Origin of the sequence: Pantoea sp. Ft-CA_14 (genome assembly GCF_024520875.1) — a bacterium.
Taxonomy (GTDB): Bacteria; Pseudomonadota; Gammaproteobacteria; order Enterobacterales; family Enterobacteriaceae; genus Pantoea; species Pantoea agglomerans.
The window spans coordinates 69,964-89,884 of record NZ_JALNPM010000002.1 but is presented as its reverse complement, the minus strand read 5'-3'; the positions used below and the strand labels follow the sequence as shown (position 1 = coordinate 89,884).

The 19,921-nt window shown below is 57.5% G+C and carries 24 protein-coding genes and 1 pseudogene; 18 read left to right on the top strand and 7 right to left on the bottom strand.

Going from position 1 to position 19,921, the window contains the following annotated elements; all coding sequences use genetic code 11:
- Positions 1-119: 119 nt before the first annotated feature.
- From pqqA to NR195_RS03555, 15 genes are all read left to right on the top strand, one after another.
- Positions 120-191, top strand: coding sequence for a pyrroloquinoline quinone precursor peptide PqqA (gene pqqA / locus NR195_RS03625; RefSeq protein ID WP_010245082.1), 72 nt, complete (start codon positions 120-122; stop codon positions 189-191).
- Between the two features lie 54 nt (positions 192-245).
- Entirely contained in the window at positions 246-1,163 is a 918-nt protein-coding gene (gene pqqB / locus NR195_RS03620) for a pyrroloquinoline quinone biosynthesis protein PqqB (RefSeq protein WP_033771741.1), read from the top strand.
- A gap of 3 nt (positions 1,164-1,166) precedes the next feature.
- Positions 1,167-1,922 (top strand): pyrroloquinoline-quinone synthase PqqC, encoded by a 756-nt coding sequence (gene pqqC / locus NR195_RS03615; RefSeq protein ID WP_010245074.1) that lies wholly within the window; start codon positions 1,167-1,169, stop codon positions 1,920-1,922.
- Positions 1,923-1,925: 3 nt separating this feature from the next.
- Entirely contained in the window at positions 1,926-2,204 is a 279-nt protein-coding gene (gene pqqD / locus NR195_RS03610) for a pyrroloquinoline quinone biosynthesis peptide chaperone PqqD (RefSeq protein WP_010245072.1), read from the top strand.
- Positions 2,167-3,333, top strand: coding sequence for a pyrroloquinoline quinone biosynthesis protein PqqE (pqqE, locus tag NR195_RS03605; RefSeq protein ID WP_161939645.1), 1,167 nt, complete (start codon positions 2,167-2,169; stop codon positions 3,331-3,333). The genes pqqD and pqqE overlap by 38 nt, the downstream gene beginning before the upstream one ends.
- On the top strand, positions 3,333-5,609 hold the full coding sequence (gene pqqF / locus NR195_RS03600) for a pyrroloquinoline quinone biosynthesis protein PqqF (protein WP_256844130.1): 2,277 nt from the start codon (positions 3,333-3,335) through the stop codon (positions 5,607-5,609). Before pqqE ends, pqqF begins: the two co-directional genes overlap by 1 nt.
- A 114-nt stretch (positions 5,610-5,723) precedes the next feature.
- On the top strand, positions 5,724-6,308 hold the full coding sequence (locus tag NR195_RS03595; protein WP_010245067.1) for a YceI family protein: 585 nt from the start codon (positions 5,724-5,726) through the stop codon (positions 6,306-6,308).
- A gap of 458 nt (positions 6,309-6,766) precedes the next feature.
- A complete protein-coding gene (locus NR195_RS03590) occupies positions 6,767-7,747 on the top strand; it encodes a 6-phosphofructokinase (RefSeq protein WP_010670113.1) in 981 nt (326 codons plus the stop codon).
- A gap of 10 nt (positions 7,748-7,757) precedes the next feature.
- On the top strand, positions 7,758-8,072 hold the full coding sequence (locus NR195_RS03585) for a PTS sugar transporter subunit IIB (protein ID WP_010245062.1): 315 nt from the start codon (positions 7,758-7,760) through the stop codon (positions 8,070-8,072).
- On the top strand, positions 8,065-9,432 hold the full coding sequence (locus tag NR195_RS03580; RefSeq protein WP_008925155.1) for a PTS sugar transporter subunit IIC: 1,368 nt from the start codon (positions 8,065-8,067) through the stop codon (positions 9,430-9,432). The genes NR195_RS03585 and NR195_RS03580 overlap by 8 nt, the downstream gene beginning before the upstream one ends.
- A complete protein-coding gene (locus NR195_RS03575) occupies positions 9,419-10,261 on the top strand; it encodes a class II fructose-bisphosphate aldolase (RefSeq protein ID WP_010670115.1) in 843 nt (280 codons plus the stop codon). The genes NR195_RS03580 and NR195_RS03575 overlap by 14 nt, the downstream gene beginning before the upstream one ends.
- 95 nt (positions 10,262-10,356) lie before the next feature.
- Positions 10,357-10,626 (top strand): hypothetical protein, encoded by a 270-nt coding sequence (locus NR195_RS03570; protein ID WP_061703976.1) that lies wholly within the window; start codon positions 10,357-10,359, stop codon positions 10,624-10,626.
- A gap of 9 nt (positions 10,627-10,635) precedes the next feature.
- Positions 10,636-11,073 carry a PTS sugar transporter subunit IIA gene (locus NR195_RS03565; protein ID WP_158149322.1) on the top strand — a complete coding sequence of 146 codons (438 nt, stop codon included), beginning with the start codon at positions 10,636-10,638 and terminating at the stop codon, positions 11,071-11,073.
- Positions 11,070-11,693, top strand: coding sequence for an ATP-binding protein (locus NR195_RS03560; protein ID WP_256844129.1), 624 nt, complete (start codon positions 11,070-11,072; stop codon positions 11,691-11,693). Before NR195_RS03565 ends, NR195_RS03560 begins: the two co-directional genes overlap by 4 nt.
- Positions 11,662-12,111: a thiol-disulfide oxidoreductase DCC family protein gene (locus NR195_RS03555; RefSeq protein ID WP_154209949.1), complete on the top strand. Its 450-nt coding sequence runs from the start codon at positions 11,662-11,664 to the stop codon at positions 12,109-12,111. The genes NR195_RS03560 and NR195_RS03555 overlap by 32 nt, the downstream gene beginning before the upstream one ends.
- Here NR195_RS03555 and NR195_RS03550 read toward each other — a convergent pair.
- Positions 12,098-13,036 (bottom strand): zinc-binding alcohol dehydrogenase family protein, encoded by a 939-nt coding sequence (locus NR195_RS03550; protein WP_256844128.1) that lies wholly within the window; start codon positions 13,034-13,036, stop codon positions 12,098-12,100. The two genes, NR195_RS03555 and NR195_RS03550, sit on opposite strands and share 14 nt — an antisense overlap.
- A gap of 73 nt (positions 13,037-13,109) precedes the next feature.
- Between NR195_RS03550 and NR195_RS03545 the strand changes: the two genes are divergently transcribed.
- Positions 13,110-13,601 carry a MarR family winged helix-turn-helix transcriptional regulator gene (locus tag NR195_RS03545; RefSeq protein WP_256844127.1) on the top strand — a complete coding sequence of 164 codons (492 nt, stop codon included), beginning with the start codon at positions 13,110-13,112 and terminating at the stop codon, positions 13,599-13,601.
- Between the two features lie 14 nt (positions 13,602-13,615).
- Positions 13,616-14,515 carry a LysR family transcriptional regulator gene (locus tag NR195_RS03540; RefSeq protein WP_022625678.1) on the top strand — a complete coding sequence of 300 codons (900 nt, stop codon included), beginning with the start codon at positions 13,616-13,618 and terminating at the stop codon, positions 14,513-14,515.
- On the opposite strand, the gene NR195_RS03535 is transcribed toward NR195_RS03540, so the two are convergent.
- From NR195_RS03535 to NR195_RS03515, 5 genes and pseudogenes are all read right to left on the bottom strand, one after another.
- Positions 14,490-15,299 carry a substrate-binding domain-containing protein gene (locus NR195_RS03535; RefSeq protein ID WP_191921250.1) on the bottom strand — a complete coding sequence of 270 codons (810 nt, stop codon included), beginning with the start codon at positions 15,297-15,299 and terminating at the stop codon, positions 14,490-14,492. The two genes, NR195_RS03540 and NR195_RS03535, sit on opposite strands and share 26 nt — an antisense overlap.
- Positions 15,300-15,309: 10 nt before the next feature.
- Positions 15,310-16,617: an MFS transporter gene (locus NR195_RS03530; RefSeq protein WP_122458509.1), complete on the bottom strand. Its 1,308-nt coding sequence runs from the start codon at positions 16,615-16,617 to the stop codon at positions 15,310-15,312.
- 323 nt (positions 16,618-16,940) lie between these two features.
- Positions 16,941-17,651: pseudogene (locus NR195_RS03525) on the bottom strand (ArsR/SmtB family transcription factor).
- A gap of 4 nt (positions 17,652-17,655) precedes the next feature.
- Positions 17,656-18,039: an amino acid-binding protein gene (locus tag NR195_RS03520; RefSeq protein ID WP_033779204.1), complete on the bottom strand. Its 384-nt coding sequence runs from the start codon at positions 18,037-18,039 to the stop codon at positions 17,656-17,658.
- A 1-nt stretch (position 18,040) separates the two neighbouring features.
- Positions 18,041-18,355, bottom strand: a complete 315-nt coding sequence (locus NR195_RS03515; RefSeq protein WP_010245030.1) for an antibiotic biosynthesis monooxygenase — start codon at positions 18,353-18,355, stop codon at positions 18,041-18,043.
- A gap of 125 nt (positions 18,356-18,480) precedes the next feature.
- Here NR195_RS03515 and NR195_RS03510 point away from each other — a divergent pair, with 125 nt between their 5' ends.
- The gene (locus NR195_RS03510) at positions 18,481-19,374 is read left to right on the top strand and encodes a dihydrodipicolinate synthase family protein (RefSeq protein WP_256844126.1); all 894 of its coding nucleotides are present in this window, start codon (positions 18,481-18,483) and stop codon (positions 19,372-19,374) included.
- A gap of 19 nt (positions 19,375-19,393) precedes the next feature.
- On the opposite strand, the gene NR195_RS03505 is transcribed toward NR195_RS03510, so the two are convergent.
- Positions 19,394-19,888: an ATP-binding protein gene (locus NR195_RS03505; RefSeq protein ID WP_115387549.1), complete on the bottom strand. Its 495-nt coding sequence runs from the start codon at positions 19,886-19,888 to the stop codon at positions 19,394-19,396.
- Positions 19,889-19,921 lie beyond the last annotated feature (33 nt).

The window sequence follows — 19,921 nt, the reverse complement described above, 5'->3', positions numbered from 1 at the left end:
TTGATCCCGACGCGCCATTGGCGCAACATCTGCCTGGAAATTGTGACGGCGGTCTCATTCAATGCCGGTCACACTGATTTCAGGCAGCTCATTTACTGTTAACCAAGAGGAAGTAACTCATGTGGAAAAAACCAACTTTCGTTGATATGCGTCTCGGTCTGGAAGTGACTCTCTACATCTCCAACCGTTAATCGTTCTGCCCGCCCTCTGAGCGGGCATTTTTTTTCAACTTCTGGTTTTCCTCTATGTTTATCAAAATCCTCGGTTCAGCCGCGGGCGGCGGGTTTCCGCAGTGGAACTGTAACTGCGCCAACTGCCACGGCGTGCGTAACGGCACGATCCAGGCCCAGGCACGCACGCAATCGTCGATTATCCTCAGCGATAACGGCGAAGATTGGGTGTTATGCAACGCTTCACCCGACATCAGCCAGCAGATCCTGCATACGCCAGAACTGACCCGCAAAGGGGTGTTACGCGGCACGGCGATCGGCGCGATTATCCTTACCGACAGCCAGATCGATCACACCACCGGGCTGCTGAGCCTGCGTGAGGGCTGTCCGCATCAGGTGTGGTGCACGCCGGAAGTGCATGGTGACCTCAGCACCGGCTTCCCGATCTTTCCTATGCTCACCCATTGGAATGGCGGCTTACAGCACCGTCCCATTACGCCACTGACGCCGTTCAGCGTCGATGTTTGTGGTGATCTTCAGTTCACCGCAATTCCGATTATCAGTAATGCACCGCCTTACTCGCCGTATCGCGACCGGCCGCTGCCGGGCCATAACGTGGCGCTGTTTATTGAAAACCGCGCGAATGGCCAGACGCTGCTCTACGCGCCAGGCCTGGGCGAGCCGGATGCGGTGATCCTGCCGTGGCTGCAAAAAGCGGATTGCCTGCTGATTGATGGCACCGTCTGGCAGGATGATGAGCTGCTGACTACCGGCGTGGGTCATAACACCGGCAAGGCGATGGGCCATCTGGCACTGGCGGAAGAGCAGGGGCTGATGGCACTGCTGGCGTCGCTGCCGGCAAAACGCAAAATTCTGATCCACATTAACAACACCAATCCGATCCTTAACGAGCAGTCACCACAGCGTCAGTTTCTGACTGAGCAGGGAATAGAGGTGAGCTGGGACGGAATGGCGATCCACCTTCAGGGCTAAAACATGCAGATCACTGACACGCTGTCGCCGCAGGCTTTTGAACAGGCCCTGCGCGACAAAGGCGCTTACTACCATATCCATCACCCGTATCACATCGCGATGCATAACGGTCAGGCAACGCGCGAGCAGATTCAGGGCTGGGTGGCGAATCGCTTCTATTACCAGACCACCATTCCGCTGAAAGATGCGGCGATCATGGCCAACTGCCCCGATCCGGCTACCCGCCGTAAGTGGGTGCAGCGCATCCTCGACCACGACGGCAGCAACGGCGAAGAGGGCGGCATTGAGGCCTGGCTGCGGCTGGGCGAGGCGGTCGGGCTGACGCGCGAAGAACTACTTTCAGAGCAGCATGTGCTGCCGGGCGTGCGCTTCGCGGTGGATGCATATATTAACTTTGCCCGCCGCGCCAACTGGCAGGAGGCGGCCTGCAGCTCACTCACCGAGCTATTCGCACCGCAGATCCACCAGTCACGGCTCGACAGCTGGCCGCAGCACTATCCGTGGATCAAAGAAGAGGGCTATTTCTACTTCCGCAGTCGCCTGGGTCAGGCGAACCGCGATGTGGAACATGGCCTGGCGCTGGCGCTGGAATATTTCACCACCGCTGAGACGCAAAACCGCATGCTGGAAATTTTGCAGTTTAAGCTCGATATTTTATGGAGCATGCTGGACGCCATGACCATGGCATACGAGCTGAAACGTCCGCCTTATCACACCGTGACTGATAAAGCGGCGTGGCACACCACCCGACTGGTATAACAGATGAATGAAAACTCGATTGCCGCGTTTCGTCGCGGCTACCGCATGCAGTGGGAAGCCGCCCAGGATACCCATGTGGTGCTCTATCCCGAAGGCATGGCGAAGCTGAACGAAACCGCCGCCGCCATCCTTGAGCTGGTGGATGGCAAGCAGGATATCGCCGCGATTATCGCAACGCTGGATAGCCGTTTTCCGGAAGCGGGCGGCGTGGGTGCAGATGTTTTAGAGTTCCTGCAATCAGCCTATGAACAGAAGTGGATACAGTTCCGTGACCCCGCATAAACCTGACGTGAATCCGCCGCTCTGGCTGCTGGCCGAGCTGACCTATCGCTGTCCGCTGCAGTGTCCCTACTGCTCCAACCCGCTGGATTTCGCCCAGCAGGAGAAGGAGCTGACCACCGAACAGTGGATTGAGGTGTTTCGTCAGGCGCGGGCGATGGGCAGCGTGCAGCTCGGATTCTCGGGCGGCGAGCCGCTGGTTCGTAAAGATCTGCCGGAGCTGATCAAAGCGGCGCGCGATCTCGGCTTCTACACCAACCTGATCACCTCTGGCATCGGCCTGACGGAGAAGAAGCTGGATGCGTTCAGCGAGGCGGGGCTGGATCATATCCAGATCAGCTTCCAGGCGAGTGACGAAACCCTGAATGCGGCGCTGGCCGGTTCGAAAAAAGCGTTTCAGCAGAAGCTGGAGATGGCGAAAGCGGTGAAAGCCCACGGCTATCCGATGGTGCTGAACTTTGTACTGCATCGCCATAACATCGACCAGATCGACAGGATCATCGATCTCTGCATTGAGCTGGAAGCGGATGACGTGGAACTGGCGACCTGTCAGTTCTACGGCTGGGCGCAGCTTAACCGTGAAGGCCTGCTGCCCACCCGCGAGCAGATAGCCCGCGCAGAGGCGGTGGTGAAAACCTACCGCGAGCGGATGAGCACCACCGGCAATCTGACCAACCTGCTGTTTGTGACGCCAGACTACTACGAAGAGCGCCCTAAGCCCTGCATGGGTGGCTGGGGCGCCATCTTCCTCAGCGTTACGCCAGAGGGCACCGCGCTGCCGTGCCACAGTGCGCGTCAGCTCCCGATAGAATTTCCCTCAGTGCTGACGCAAAGTCTGGACGATATCTGGTATAACTCATTCGGCTTCAACCGTTATCGCGGTTTTGACTGGATGCCAGAGCCATGCCGCTCCTGTGATGAGAAAGAGAAAGATTTTGGCGGCTGTCGCTGTCAGGCTTACATGCTGACCGGCAATGCCGACAACACCGATCCGGTCTGCAGCAAATCACCGCATCACGGCAAAATCCTTGACGCCCGGCGTGAGGCGGATTGCAGCGACATTAAAATTGGTCAGCTGCAGTTCCGTAACCGCAGCAACTCACAACTGATCTATAAAACACGGAACCTCTGATGAAAACGCGTTGCCTGGAGATAAACGGTCTGACGGTTGAACTGGTGCATCAGCCCGATGCCAGCCAGGCCGCCGCCCTGATTCAGGTGGGCGCGGGGAGTCACGACGAACCCGATCGCTGGCCCGGACTGGCGCATCTGCTGGAACATCTGCTGTTCACCGGCAGCACCGGCTGGCCTGATGAGGGCCGGTTGATGAGCTGGATTCAGACGCAGGGTGGCAGAGTTAACGCCACTACACTGGCCCGGCGCAGCGCGTTCTTTTTTGAGGTCACGCCGTCGCTGCTGGCTGACGGGCTGGCGCGGCTGCAGGATATGGTCTGCCATCCGCTGCTTGATAATCAGGCGATCGGTCAGGAAGTGGCGGTGATTGATGCGGAATATCAGCTATTGCAGCGTCATCAGCCGTCACGCATTGAAGCGGCACTGCTGCACGCCGCCGCGTCACCTGCGGAATTCCACCGGTTCCATATTGGCAGCCGGGCGAGTTTTGGCGATGAGCTCTCTGCACTGCAGCGGGCGTTGCGCCAGTTCCACCAGCGCTACTACTTCGCCAGCAATATGCGGCTCTGGCTGCAGGGGCCACACTCACTGGATGAGCTGGAACAGCTGGCGCGTAACGTTGCTGCCGCGCTGCCCACCGGTCAGTGGCGACAGGATCTGCCACCGCCGCAGCTGACCAGCGATACCTGCTGGCAGCTGGCAGAGACCGCACCTGGGGCACTATGGCGCAGCTGGATACTGGGTAACAGTGACGGTGTCACGTTATGGCGTGAATTTCTGCTGGATGAAGCACCCGGATCGCTGCTGGCTACCCTTCGTGAGCAGGGGCTGGCAGAGTCGCTGGAGCTGAAGTGGATCTATCAGGCGGTAGGCGCGCTCTGGCTGGCGCTGGGCGTTGAAACGCATCAACCCGAAACCGTTAATGTCTTGATCGACCGTTATCTGGAGGCACTGCGCCAGACGAATAAGCCACAACATCAACACTATCACCAGCTGGCAAAGCAGCGATTCGTGACGCTGTCACCGATGGAGCAGTTACGCCAGCGCGCAATCGGCTTTGCGCCAGATGAAGCCGTGCCTGCGTTACAGCCGCTGCTGGCGCATCTCACCGACACGCCGGGCACGCTGCTGTTCTGCTCGTCGCACCCGGCTGAGGAAACCCTTCAGACGCAGGGATTCAGCCTTGCGCTGACCGCCTGGCAGCCAGCCCCGTCTGAGGCGCTACCTCCGGCGCATTTCACATTCTACCCGTTCGAGACTGCCTTAACGTCTGAGCCGCTGCCCGCACAGGCGGTGGCATTGCCGCATCATCAGCCTGATGACCTGCAGGCGACGCTGATCCTGCGACCAGAGTTCTGGTCAACGTTCACCGAAGCGGCAGGCGAAGCGCTGGGGCGGCGGTTACGTCCGCTGTTTGCCGCGTTGCGTCATCAGGGCGGCAACGGCAGCTGGCAGGAGGTGGAGGGCGTGTGGCAACTGACGCTACAACTGACGCCGGATGAGGCGGTGGCTGACCGGGCGCTGAGCCAGATTGTCGCCGCACTGACGCTGCCGGTTGAGGCGGCGCAGCCTTCTTCGGGGGAAAGCATCGCGATTCGTGCACTGCTGCGGCAGTTGCCTTATCAGCTGGCCGCCACTATTACGCCACATTGCTGGCGGGCGGCGCTGAAAGGCGGCAACGCGGCACTGCATTCACTGATTGCCCGGCGGCTGAGCGCACTGTCGCTGCCGGTTAACCCTGACACGCCGCCAAAGCGCATGACGACGCAAACCGGTATGACGCGCCTGCCACACAGCAGCGCGGACAATGCTCTGCTGCTGTTTATCCCGCTGCATCGTCCTGAACAGCTGGCGGCGCTACGCGCGCTGGCGCTGATCTACGAGCCGCGCTTTTTCCAGCGCTATCGCGTTGAGCAGCCTATCGGTTATGTGGTGAGCAGCCGCTATATGCGCTGTGCCGATGAAGATGGGGTACTGTTTGCGCTGCAATCGCCCGATTACAGCGCGCTGTCACTGCTGCGCTACTGCCGCAACTTCCTGCGGTCACTGAACGAGACGCTGGCGGGTTACGATCTGGCGGCACTGAAAGCGCGTCTTCTGAGCCGGGAAGTGGATCAGCCACTGGCGTGCTTACGCGCAGAAAATGGCCTGGCAGAACCGGATACGAAGCAGATTGAGGCGCTGACACTTGCGGATCTGCAACAGCTTCACCGCACGCTGATTCAGGATCGCCGCCGCTGGCGGGTGCTGTTCACCGGCGGTGAAAATGTGTAGCGCCCGGTATAAAGTTGCTGAATTTATTTGAAAATTACCGACAAATCTCTTCACTGTCTATTCCGGGCGAACTGGACCACACTCAATTCACATTGTCCGCATAAGGAATTGACCGTGAAAAACTTCAAACGTATTGCACTGCCCCTGTTAGCCGCTGCCACCCTCTACGCCCCGTTGTCTCAGGCTGAGGCGATGCACTACCAGCTGAATCCTGAGCATACGTCGGTGATTGTTGCCTGGAACCACTTCGGCTTCTCAAACCCAACCGCTGATATCCCTGATGCAACCGGTAACCTGGTGTTTGATAAAGATCATCCAGAGGCATCACGTGTTGACGTGACCCTGCCAGTCAGCAAAATCGACAGCCACGTGGCTGCGCTGACCAAAGAATTCAAAGGCGCTGAGTACTTCGACACCGCTAAATATCCGACTGCGACCTTCCACAGCACCAAAGTGGTGGCGAAGGGCGACAACAAATTTGATGTTGAAGGCAACCTGACCCTGAAAGGGATCACCAAGCCAGTTACGCTGCACGCGACGCTGAACAAGCAGGGCGAGCATCCGATGGTGAAAAAGCAGGCGATTGGTTTTGATGCCACCGGCACCATCAAGCGTTCTGACTTCAAGCTGGACAAATATGTCCCAGCGGTAAGCGACGAGGTCACTCTGACTCTGTCTACTGAAGCCTACGCGAAGTAAGTTTTTTGGGGCGTAGCGGCTTGCAGCTACGTCCCTTATTCGTTTTTTCCGCGCCTTCTTCTCCTCTGAAATCTATTCTGCCCGCCTGTTTATCTGCCATAAAATAATCCGGATAGCTCCTCATCAATTATCTTCTGAACGCTTTATCTGGCCCGGAACCGGGAAAAATGAGGCGAAAGTCACAAATTTGCAACAGCACGGAATAAGCCACTCTGTGCCGCTGTGTGGCGAAATAAAATTCAGATGTCTTCTGAGCTAACTCATTGATTTATATCGTTTCACTCTAATCGGCCTTCCCGCGAATAGTGTGATTTTGATCTCAAAAACCGCCGTTCAGACACCTCTGTCAATAACTCCGCCCAAAAAATACCGCTCGTAACTGTGATCTCCTCTGCAAATAGCAACCCCACGAACCGGAAGAATGGCCCTCAGCAGATTAAGACAGCGAGGTGAGGGAAATGCGAATTGGAATGGTGATCAGTGGCGGTGATGTAACCGGCATTAATAATTTTGTCTTCCAGTTAGGGCGTCTGACGCAGGCGGAGATCGTGATATTTGATGGTGGCATTCCCGGCCTGCTGGCAAATAACCATCGTGATATCAGCCAGCGTGATCTGCTCGACTTTTCCATCGCCTCAATTCCGGTTATGCAATCGGGACGCACGCAAAAGAAACTGGTGCGCAGCGAATATGAATGTATTGCCCGCCAGCTGAAAAGCGCCCGTATTGAAGTGTTAATTATGGCGGGCGGAGACGGGTCGCTGCAATTTCTCCATACCCTGTCGGAGTCTGGCGTTAATTGTTTCGGCGTCGGCATGACCATCGATAATGATGTCTTCGGCAGTGATTACACCCTGGGTTTTTCCACCGCCTGCGAGCAGGTATTAAAAGAGGTCGCGAAACTGCGGAATACCGGGCGCGCCTTACCTGGCCGGGTATTTATGCTGGAGTTACTCGGCGGCTACTGCGGCGAATTAACCCTGCAGTCGGCGATTAAATCCAATGCGGACATTGCGCTGATCCCGGAGTGCCAGATTCCTTTGCCACAGCTGGCGCAGCGCATCACCCGGCGGCTGGCAGAGCAGAACAGCGTGATCATTCTCTGTTCAGAAGGCTACACCCGCGAATATTCGCCGGGTTTTCAGGGGGCTATCGACACCTTAATCAAACAGCTTGAGCCGCTTATTGGCGTACGCGTCCGTAAAACTATCCTCGGTTACGGGCTGCGGAATGGTGATCCCACCTGCGAAGAGATTTATCAGGGCACCATTATGGCCAGTGAAGTGGTGCGTTGTATTCAGTCAGGCATGCGGAATAAAGCGGTCATTATTAACGGCAGCAACAAACCGATTCCGATTGATTTAATAAGCATGCAAAAACGCCTGGTCGATATTGACGGGCACCATTACAAACTCGCTAAACAACTCAATATATTGTGAGGAGAAAACCATGCTGAAAATATTATGTGTCTGTGGTTGTGGCTTAGGATCCAGTTTTGCGATTGAGATGAGCGCAAAAGCGGTTTTAAAAAAACTGGAGATTGAGGCCGATATCGATCACACCACCATTTCAGAAGCGAATGCCTTTAAGTCGGACATGATTCTGACGCAAAAAGCCTTTGCCGATGTGTTAAATGCCGACGCCAGTCCGGAACAGATTAAGCGGGTCATTATTCTTAACCGGCTCACCGATAAAGCGGAAATAGAGCAGAAGATCCTGGCCTTTTTAAAAGAACGCAACGTAAAGGTCGCCGCCCATGAATAGTGTGATCGACTTCCTGGTAAAAGATCTGCTGGGGCAGGCGTCTATTCTGATCGCCTTTATTGCCCTGATCGGTCTGCTGCTGCAAAAGAAATCCGCAGGCAAGGTGGTGGAAGGCACCTTTAAAACCCTGCTCGGCTTTTTAATTATGATGGCGGGTATCAATATTATTGTGGGAACCCTGACGTTCCTCAATACCATTTTTACCCACGGCTTTGGCATGCGCGGCTATATCACCGATGTTGCCGCCATTGCCGGGCTGGCTAACCGTGAGCTGGGGTCTGAAGTGGCACTGACGCTGCTGGTGATCTTTATCGTCAATATCATCATCGCGCGACTGACGCCCTTTAAGTACATCTTCCTGACCGGCCAGGCTCTGCTGTGGATGGCGACGATTGGCGCGGTGATTGGCTATAAAGCGGGGCTGACCGGTCTGCCGCTGATCCTGACCGGCGGTATCTTTGGCGGGATCATGGCCGTGGTGATGCCTGCGCTGGCGCAGCCGGTGGTACGGCGTATTACCGATTCGGACGACGTTGCCCTGGGTCACTTCTGCACCATTGGTTATCTGGTCACGGCGGCGGTCGCCAAAGTGGTCGGCAAAGGATCGCGATCCACTGAAGATCTTAAGCTGCCCGATAACTTCAAGTTTCTGCAGGATACCTATCTGTCGATGGCGCTGGTGATGGTGCCGATGTACCTGATCCCCGCCGTGGCGGCCGGTCCGGCGTTTATCGCCCAGTACAGCAACGGCATGAACTACCTGATGTACGCCTTTATGCAGTCGATTCAGTTCGTGGCCGGAGTCTTTGTGCTCTACAGCGGCGTTCGTCTATTGCTGAACGAGCTGGTGCCTGCCTTCCGCGGTATCGCCATGCGTGTCGTGCCGGATGCCAAACCGGCGCTGGACTGCCCGGTGATGTTTCCCTATGCCCCGAACGCGGTGATTGTTGGCTTTCTCGCCACCACGCTCGGCTCAATTGTCGGCATGCTCGTCTTCCCGATGTTTGGTCTGGCGATGATCCTGCCTGGCCTGCTGACCAACTTCTTTGCCGGTGGCACCGCCGGGGTATTTGGTAATGCCATGGGCGGACGGCGCGGCGCGATGATCGGCGGCTTCGTCCACGGCCTCTTTATCACCATTCTGCCCGCCATCCTGGTGCCGATGCTGGAGAGCTATGGCTTCACCGGTGTGACCTTCAGTGACTCAGATGTCATCAGTACCGGCCTGGTGCTCGGCCACGCCTTCCAGAATAACTGGCTGTTCGTTGCTCTGTTTATTGCCTTTGTTACCGCGCTTGCCTGGTTTGTTAATGGCAAATCCACAAAACCTCAAGAGGAAAAAATCCATGAAACTTTATAACTTCGCCGATCTGTTACAGCTGGCTAAACAGCGCGACTTTAAAGCGGTGGGTTCTTTTAATCTTCACTGCCTGGAGATGCTGCCCGCCTATTTTAAAGCGGCAGAGAAAACCAATAGTCCGTTAATGATTCAGATCTCCACCGGCACGGCAAAATATCTCGGCCATAAATTACTGGTCGATGCCATTAAATCGCTGTCAGAGAGTATGAATGTCCCGACCTGTCTGCATCTCGATCACTGTTCCGATTTAGCGGCAATTCAGACAGCGATTGATGCCGGATTCAGTTCCGTGATGTATGACGGGTCCCATCTGTCAATTGAGGAGAATATTGCCAACACCCGCCGGGTGATTGATATGGCGCGTCCGCACAATGTTTCGGTAGAAGCGGAGCTGGGCGCGATTGGCGGCTCGGAAGATGGTAAATGTGTGGAGATGGAGGCGATTGCGTTTACGCCGGTGGAAGATGCGCGCCGCTTTGTCGAAGAGACCGGCGTCGATATGCTGGCGATCTCCATCGGCACCGTGCATGGGCTTTACACCGGCAAAGCGCATATTCAGCATCAGCGGCTGGCAGATATCACGGCGGCAACCCACACGCCACTGGTGCTGCACGGCGGCACCGGCGTCAGCGATGAAGATATGCGGCTGGCGGTCAGCAGCGGTATTGAGAAGGTCAATGTCGGCACCGAAATGAATGTTCAGTGGGTGGCGCAGTGCAAATCGACCTTTGAAAAAGGCAAGGTCAATGACAGCGTGCGTAATTTCCTGGTGCCGGCCAATGATGCGGTAACCAGTGTGCTGGTAGAGAAGATGCAATTATTCCGGTAATCGCCCGTTTCGCCATCACCGGCTTATTGCGTCAAACCTTTTATAATTACCTATTAATCTGAGCCACCCCGACATGCTACGGGGCAGGAGAGCCTATGTTTGGATTCTTAAAAAAGTCTCCGGCTGAGGAACAACCCAGCGAGCAGCAGCAGGATCATCTGGCGGAATTAAGTCGCGAGAAAATAACGCAACTGGAGCAGCAGCTGGCTATTAATCCGCGTGATGGCGAAACGCAAAAACAATTAATGCTGGAATATAACCGGGCATTAAGCTTATTTGCGAAAAGCCGTCGCTATCGCAATGAAATTGATGCGCTGTTTGTCAAAATCGATGAATTACGCAATGTGGTTCGCCAGTCGATTTAAGGAGAGCTGATGACGATTAAGCAGTTATTGCAAGAGGCAAACGCCATTCAGATTGGTATCGACGCCACGGACTGGCGTCAGGTTATCGCGCTGGCTGCCGAACCCCTGGTCAGTGGCGGCTATCTCGATGCCTCTTATCCTGATGCGGTCATCGCCAATACGCTGGCCCATGGCGCTTACTACGTGTTTGAGGAGGGGATCGCCATTCCCCATGCGCGACCGGACGCGGGGGTGATCCGCGACTGTTTCAGTATGATTGTGTTAAATGAGCCGATCTCGTTTGAGGGCAGTGACAAAGCGGACATTGTCATCATGTTTGGCGCGCGTGACAGCAATGCCCATATCGAAGAGGGGATCCGCGCGATTGTGTCGCTGCTGGAAGATGAGGAGACGCTGGTCCGGTTACGTCAGGCCAGCAGTGTCGCGGAGGTCATCGATATCTTATGACGCAAAACATCCCCCCCAAACGCGTGGTGCTGGTTAACGGTATTCCGGCATCGGGTAAAAGCACCCTGACGCGCGTGCTGTCACAACAGTTTGGCTGGCCGGTGCTGACGCTCGATAGCCTGAAAGAACCCTTTATGCACGCTTTTGCGCCGGTCGATCGCCAGCGTAACCGGCAACTGGGCTGCGCGGCCTATCAGGCGATCTGGAACATCGTCGCGCAGGCACCCGCCAGTCAGATCTGGCTGATTGACGCCTGGTTTGGGTTCCAGCCCCGTACGCTGCTGGAGCAGGGACTGAAACAGGCGGGCGTGGAAGAGGCGCTGGAGCTATGGCTGAAGATTGAACCGGAAGCGGCGGTGGCGCGCTACCAGGCACGGCTGTCGCAGCGGCTGCAGGGCCATCCGGGGGCTGAGTATCTGCCGGAACTGCGCCAGCTGGCACAACAGGCCACTCCGATGGCGCTGGGCCCGGTGTATGAGATTGATGCCTGCGTTCAGGATCACGCTGCCGTCATTCACTGGCTGCAGCAGCAACTGACCAGAACCCGCTACACTTCAGTTCATCATCAGAGGAGTGAGGAGTTGCAGGATGTCGTCGCCCCCTTATCTGCAAACCGGTGAAAGCGCCGTGCTCTATGACGGTGTCTGTAAGTTGTGCAACGGCTGGGTTCAGTTCCTGCTGCGTCACCATCTGGCGCGGCAGGTCCGTTTTGCCTCGGTGCAGAGCGAGCAGGGCAAAGCGCTGCTGCGCTGGGCCGGACTGCCGGAAGAGAACATCAGCACCATTGTCTACATTGCCGATAACCAGCACTGGCTGCGGGCGCAGGCGGTGTTCCGCGTGATGCAGCACCTGCCGGCCCCGTGGCGCGGGCTGGCGGTGCTGCGCCACTTTCCCGACGCGATCAGTAATTTTGCCTACGACCGTATCGCGTTAAACCGCTATAAGCTGTTTGGGCGTTACAGCAGCCAGCACGCCATCCAACCCGATTATCCTGGTCGATTTCTGCATGAGGTGGAGCAGACGGTCACGGAAGGGTAAATACCGTCCGGCAACGGCTGTCGTCGCTCTGCCATTCCTCCGCGATATCACTTAATGGACGTGACCGGAAAGGAATGGTAAAACCGTGCGGTCCGGCGGCCTGCAGCATTTCCCCTATTGAGGCGATCAGTTCACGGTCTGGCACACTGCCCAGCCCGCTTCCCATCAGTGTTAGCCCGGATGAGCGCAGCAGCTTACTGTGCAGGGAAATCTCCTGCCCGCTCAGCGAACCAATCTGCACAAAGCGCACGATTTTTTCGTCACCCCGAACCGCCGCAGTCATGATTGCCAGTGCGCTCTCACCCCACAGATAATCCAGTACTACATCAACGCCCTCTGCCATCAGGGCGGGGAGTTCGGTGGGCAGCGCATCCAGCGTCAGAGTGATATCAGCACCCTCATTGTGCAACTGCTGCAGCGTTTCTCTGTTACGGCCGGTGGCAATGATTTTGCCTGCACCCAGCGCGCGGGCAATGCGGATCGCCAGGCGACCCGAAGTGCCGGTCGCGCCATTGATCAGCACGGTCTCGCCGGGGCGAAGTGCGGCCCGACGGGTCAGCGCTGTCCAGGAGGACATGCCCGGATTCGCGAGAGCTGCTGCCAGCACCGGATCAAGGCCAGAAGGCAGTGGGATGATGTGTTCTCTACTGACCACCGTCCGCTCGGCCATACTGCCCGAGGCGGAGTCAAAAGCCAGAAAGTAGACAGCCTCGCCGTTGTCGAGGTAGCCCGTTCCGTCAATGCCCGGAATAAACGGGAATTGCGAAACGGCGCTGTAGTGGTTGCCCGCCGCCCGGGCTTTCGCCAGCTGGCTGAGTGCTGCGGCTCTGACGGTGATCCGCTGCTGATGCTCACCGGCCTGGGGTTCCGGTCTGTCACCGTAGTGAGGTTTTGCGCCTGCCTGATCGATTATCGCTGCTTTCATGGTTGGTCTGCCTTCTGTCTGGGAGTTATTAGGTGTAAAGTACACACATTATTCCTGCCTCAGGATGGCGTCAATGAAAAGTGTGCAAAATACACATAAATACGATGCGCTGCATAATTGTCTGCTGACGATTGCAGGCGCGCTTAACCGCCCCCAGCGCGATATGGCGATGATTAAAGCGGCGGGTATTGAACTGGATCGGGCGCTGTTTCCGCTGCTGGTTCAGGTCAGCCGGTTCGGGCCGATCGGCGTAGGCGAACTGGCCGATCGGGTGGGGCGTGACTACAGCACGGTCAGCCGTCAGGTGGCGAAACTGGAGGAAACCGGGCTGGTCGTGCGGCAGAAAAATCAGCAGGACAAAAGGATTAACGAGGCAGCCATTACCGCAGATGGCCGGGCGATGACCGATAAAATCGATGCGCAGCGCATGCAGGTCTATCAGCGCGTTTTCCGGCACTGGCCGGACAGCGATCGCGAGGCGCTGGAGCAACTGCTCAGCAGATTTGTTACCGATTTTACCCTCACGGAAGGTGACGAAAATGATGACAAGCATGATGCGGTTTAAGGGAAGAGGGATTTATGCCGGTTAATTTCGATCTCAACGATCTCTATGCGTTTCGCGCGCTGGTGGAGTTTGGCAATTTTCGCCTGGCGGCAGAATCGATCTGTCTCTCACAGTCGGCGCTGAGCCGCCGGATAGATAAGCTGGAAACCTCGCTGGGGATCAAACTGTTTGAGCGTACCACGCGCCGCGTCACGCTGACGCTGAAGGGGCATGCGTTTGCTCAGCGCTCGGATAAGTTGCTGGCTGATTTTGAGGAGGTCATGGCCGATCTCAGCGAGGTGAGCTTAGCCCGCACGGGACTGATTACCGTAGCCTGCGTGCCGTCAGCCGCCTACTACTTTATGCCCAACATCATCCGGCTATTTCAGGCGCGCTATCCCCGCGTACGAGTCAAACTGATCGACAGCAGTGCGGCTAACGTTTATGACGCGGTGATTGGCGGTCAGGCCGACTTTGGCATCAGTTTTTCCAGCCGCTCGCAGCCGGATGTGCATTTCCAGCCGCTGATGGATGATCCCTATGTGGCGGCCTGTCGGCGTGACCATCCGATAGCCAGCAAAAAGAGTCTGAGCTGGCAGGCGTTTTATCAGTATGAATGGGTCGGGCTGGATAAAACCTCCGGCAATCGCAACCTGCTGGATCAGGCGCTGCAGGCGATCATGCCGGAGAAACCCTGTATCTGTGAAACCCGGCACGTCACCACCATGCTGGGGATGGTTGAGGCGGGGCTGGGCATTGCTGCCGTCCCCGCCATGTCGATGCCTGGCTACGATCACGCCCTGCTGATGGCGGTTCCATTGACCGATCCGCAGGTGAAACGCACCGTGGGTCTGCTACGTAAAAATGGCCGGACGCTGTCGCACATTGCGGGCGAACTGGAGAACCTGATTATTGAACAGTATCAGCGTCTCTGACCGGTTTTGACGCTTTCACGGTGTGCAGTCCGCTGGCGTGCACCGCCTGTTGTGCCTCAGAGGAGGCGAGCCAGCGCAGCAGCTTAGCCGCCTCATCCGGCTGCGCTGACTTGCGCACCACGGCACCGGCGAAGCGGGTGGTGTATTGCAGTTTGTCCGGCAGTTCGCCAATAAAAGTGACGCCTGGCACCGGCAGCAGCTCACTGACCTGCTGAAAGCCGATAGCGTATTTACCGGCCGCGACCTCTGAGGCCACCGGGATGCGCTCAACCTTCACCGCTTTCCCCTTAACCTGATCTTCAATGCCCAGGCGGCTGAACAGCTGGCTGCTGACATACTTACCGCTGGCGCTGTCAGAGTAGGCGATGGAGCTGGCGTTCAGCAGAGCAGTACGCAGCGCGCTTTCGCTGCCGATCTTAACCGGCGTGGCACCCTGTCTGATCACCGCGCCGATGCGGGAGTCTGCCAGCTCAACCCGTGTACCCGGCAGCGTCTCGCCCTGCTTTTGCAGATCGCTTAGCGCATCGCCGACCATAATCACCACATCGGCCGGTTCACCACGCGCCAGTCGGGCCGGAATGGCCTGCGGGGTTTTGCCCATAGACGGACCGGCGACGGTGTTGATAGTGATCCCTTCACGCTGGGCGAAGCGGGGCGAGAGCGTATCCCACGCTGCTTTAAACCCGCCGGAGATCATCACCGTCAGCTCTTTTGCCTGCGCCGTGGCGCTGCCCGCCACGCTGAACAGCAGAGCAGCGTAAAGCGACATCGTTTTCAGTTTCATTTTACGTTCCTCAGCTAACGGTTTCATGGGCAGGCGATACGGCACTGCGTGTACGACGATAGAGATAAAGTGTTGCCCCCAGGGCGCAGACTGCTGCAAAACTCATCCAGTAGCCTGGCGAGGCTTTATCGCCGGTCATCTCAATCAGGCCGGTTGACATCACCGGCGTAAACCCGCCAAACAGCGCAGTTGCCAGGCTATAGGCCAGCGAGAAGCCCGCCACGCGCACTTCCGCTGGCATGATTTCGGTCAGCGCCGGGATCATCGCGCCGTTGTAGAGACCATAGATCATTGAAAGCCACAGCAGCACGCCCAGCATCATCGAGAAGCCCGGTGCTGCGGCCAGCATGCTCAGAGCCGGATAGGTGGTGACGATCGCCAGCAGGGTCATGGCGACCAGCACAGGCTTACGGCCAAAGCGGTCGGAGATCGCGCCGCCAATCGGCAGCCAGATAAAGTTCGACACCGCCACCAGCAACGTCACCAGCAGGCTGTCAGAGGCGCTGAGCAGCAGCACTTTCTTGCCAAAGGTCGGCGCGTAAACCGTAATCAGGTAAAACGCAGTCGTTGTCATCGCTACCATCAGCATCCCGGCAATCACCACCTGCCAGTTGGCGAGCAGGATGCGGAACACCTGCTTCACATCGGGATGGCTGCGACGGTTGTTGAACTCCTGGGTCTCTTCCAGCTTGCGACGCAGCAGGAAGATAAACGGCACAATCAGGCAGCCAAACAGGAACGGAATGCGCCAGCCCCATTCACGGATGGCGCTCTCTTCCAGCACCGCGTTGAGGATAAAGCCCATCGCCGCCGCCACCATAATCGCGACCTGCTGACTGCCCGACTGCCAGCTGGTGTAAAAGCCCTTGCGGCCTGGTGTGGCGATCTCTGCCAGATAGACCGACACGCCGCCCAGCTCTGCACCGGCGGAGAAGCCCTGCAGCAACCGACCGATCAGCACCAGCAGCGGCGCCCACAGGCCAATACTCTGGTAAGAGGGGATCAGTACGATCATAAAGGTGCCTGCCGCCATGATGGAGAGCGTGACGATCAGCCCTTTACGACGACCGACCTTATCGATGTACGCGCCCAGCACTACCGCGCCAATCGGGCGCATCAGGAACCCTGCGCCAAATACGGCAAAGGTCATCATCAGTGAGGCGAACTCACTGCTGGCCGGGAAAAAGGTATGGGCGATGTAGGTGGCATAGAAACCGAACAGGAAGAAGTCGAACTGTTCGAGAAAGTTGCCTGAGGTAACACGGAATATTGCGCCAATCCTGGCGCGGTGAGTCATGGGTGAGGTTGTCTGCATCAGTAACTCCAGTAAGGTATGACGCTTTTTGCCGCGCCTGTCACTGAAGAGTGGATCAGCGCCCGGCGCTAAATAAGTGCAAAAAGGGCATCGATTAATGTGCCAGCCGCATGATTGCCAGGCGTTATCACTTAAAGTGTTTCGCATTCAACAGGTTAAATGGCGGGATGGTTTTTTTGTGCCTGTTAGTGAGTCTGAGAGGAGTTTGCGGAAATGTGACAGATTTCATAAGCGTGTTGCAGGTGAACAGGCGGAATCTGGCTTGTCTGAGGCCATCAGCGCAGAGTCTGGCGGCAAAGAGGGTTCAGAACGCAGGTAGCAAGGCGTCAGGGAAAGGTTATGCCAAAAATCTGATGTAAATGTCGGACGCCCGCCACGGTAAACACCACTTCACGGTAGCCAGGCTGCCGGGTTAGCCAGCCTTGCGTTTCAAAGGCACTCAGCAGCGCTGCACCCGCGTAGCCGCCGAGATGGAACCGGCGCTCACTCCAGTCGAGACAGCCACAGCAGGCTCTGCGGCGTCCGGGCTGCGACAGATCAATCTGCAACGCCGCAAACTGCTGCAGACCCAACAGGGTAACAGCGCTGCCTTCCGGTGTGATCCAGCCCTGTTGCGCCATTACGGCATAAATCTACACCGCAATATCACCGGCCAGATGGTCGTAACAGGTGCGGGCGGTGCGAAGCGATGTTGGGGTGGTGCTCGCCGGCGCGGCAATCCGTCGCCACGACACGCCCATCATGTTCTCAATCAGCGCAGCGATGTCACTGCCGGTCAGTCGGTAATAACGGTGACGCCCCTGCGCCACGCAGACGATCAAGCCGCTGTTAATCAACCGGTTCAGATGGGCGCTGGCGGTTGAGGGCGCCACGTCGGTGACGGCACTGAGTTCGGTGGCGGTCCAGGCGCGTCCATCCATCAGCGCGGACAGCATCTTCACCCGTGACGGATCGGCCATTGCGGCGGCGACGCCCACAATCGCATTCTCAAGTGCTTCGCTATCGTCAGGTGCGTTATGCGGTTGTGGTGTTGCCATCAGATTAGCGTGCCCATTCTGTGGTCAGCCCGGCGGCTGATCGATTGTTATCGGTGATCAGGATCAGCTGGTTAGCGTGATCGCTGTATTGCACCAGGATGTTGATTCCGGCATCGGCAAGGCGTGCAGTGATCGCCCCCAGCTCGCCGGGACGCTGTTGCGGTAACCTGCGAATAAGGGGGACGTTAACTGCCTCGACGGCGATACCCCCGGCTTCCAGCACGGCCCGCGCCCGTTCGCCTTCCTCGACCAGAAAATGAGCGTGGCTCTGCTCACCAAAGGAGAACAGGCCGCCGCCTTCCAGTCCAATCCCATGACGGCCCAGCAGCGTGGTGAGCCGGGAAAGTGTGCCTGGACTATTTTGCAGGATGACATGAATATCGAACATGTTAATTTACTCCCTGTTGTGAGGCATATTCTCTGATCAGCGTGACGATGCGAAGACGGTAACCGGCAAAAAGGGTCTCGCGGCCTTCACGCTGTGCGGCCTGGTGACAGAGGTTGCGCTTCCAGGCCAGCACCGATTCTTCATCGCGCCACCAGGAGAGCGAGAGAATTTTTTTCTCATCGGTCAGGCTTTGAAAGCGCTCAAGAGAGATAAACCCGCTGTTTTGCATCAGCAGCGGTTTAAGGTCGGCAGCCAGTTGCAGGTAACGCATCTGATGTTCGGGGCGGGCTTCGGCTTCAAATAGTACGGCAATCATCGCTATCCTCCTTTGGGTGATAGCGCAAAAATAGCGGGCGGGGTGGGTTGATGCTTCGGCCGGTAACGAAATATGGCTGCAGGGGCGACCTCCAGCCGGTGCAATCTTGTAATGGAGCAGATGATATGTTCAGCGGACTCAGTGCGTTCCCCCTTACTCCCTTTTCGGCAGGCAAGCCCGATGAGGCGGCTTTTTTGCGGCTGCTGCGCAGGCTGACTGATGCAAAAGTCGATTCCCTTGGCGTGCTGGGGTCCACCGGCAGCTACGCCTATCTCACTCGCGCGCAGCGCAGGCGCATCGCAGAACTGGCGGTGGAACATGCAGAGTCGATTCCGGTGATGATCTGCATTGGTGCGGTGGGCACTGACGAGGTGCTGGCGCTGGCGGAGGACGCGCAGCAGGCGGGCGCGGCTGCCTTACTGCTGCCGCCGCTGGGTTATCAGGCGTTGAATGAAGATGAGGTGTTCACGCTTTTCGAGACCGTAACGCAACACGCCTCGGTGCCAATCTGTATCTATGACAACCCCGGCACCACCCATTTTACGTTTTCCGATGCGCTGCTGAGCCGGATCGCCACACTTTCCGGTGTCGGGTCAGTGAAAATTCCTGGGGTACCGGCAGATCAATCTGCGGCTAACGATCGCCTCGCTCAACTGCGCGGCACGCTGCCAGATGCCGTGTCGATTGGCGTCAGTGGCGATGCCTCAGCCGCCAACGGGCTGATTGCGGGCTGTGATGGCTGGTATTCGGTGTGCGGCGGGCTGTTTCCGCGCGTCGCAAAAGCGATGACCGAAGCGGCGGCCGCAGGTGACCATCAGAGCGTCAGAGCGCAGTCCGATCGCCTGCAGCCGTTATGGGCGCTGTTCCGCCAGCATGGCGGCAGTTTCCGGGTGATCAGCGCCGCGGCGGGGCTGCTGGGACTGACCGAACGCGACTGTCTGCCGCGCCCGCTGTTACCGCTCTCTGCGGCGGACTGCCAGCAGATTGCTGACGTGCTCGCGGCACTCGACCTCTCTTAAGATCCCGCGCCAGAAGGCATTAACCGTGGCGCACCAGGTTAAAGCCTTCTTCCTCCTGCGGCGCTTCGAAATAGCGGGTAATCAGCGCGAACTGCTCGTCCGTTGCGGCAAAGGCGTGTTCGCCGTCCTGATTTCGGGCGTGCAGGCGCGATTTACACAGCGCATCCGGTACGTCCAGATAATGCAGGCGATGGTCGGCAGAGGATGCCTGAATCACCGACATCATCCAGTCGCGATTCGCCCGGGTGTTGGCAGGAAAATCGAGCACCACCGACACGCCTGCGTTAAGCAGCGCGACCAGATGAGGCGTCATCGCCTTTCTGAGTTTTGCTGCATGGCGCACGTAATCGGCCACCGACTGCATCTCGTCCTTATAAAGCGCGGCGAGCCACTGATCCTCGCTGATCACCACGCAACCGGGGGCGGCGCTCAGCTCAGCCGCCAGCGTCGATTTCCCGGAGGCAATTTTTCCACACAGCAGATGCAGCGTGGCGGGGGCAAAAGTCATGGTCATATCACTCCTGTGTCAGCCTGATAGTGAACCGCG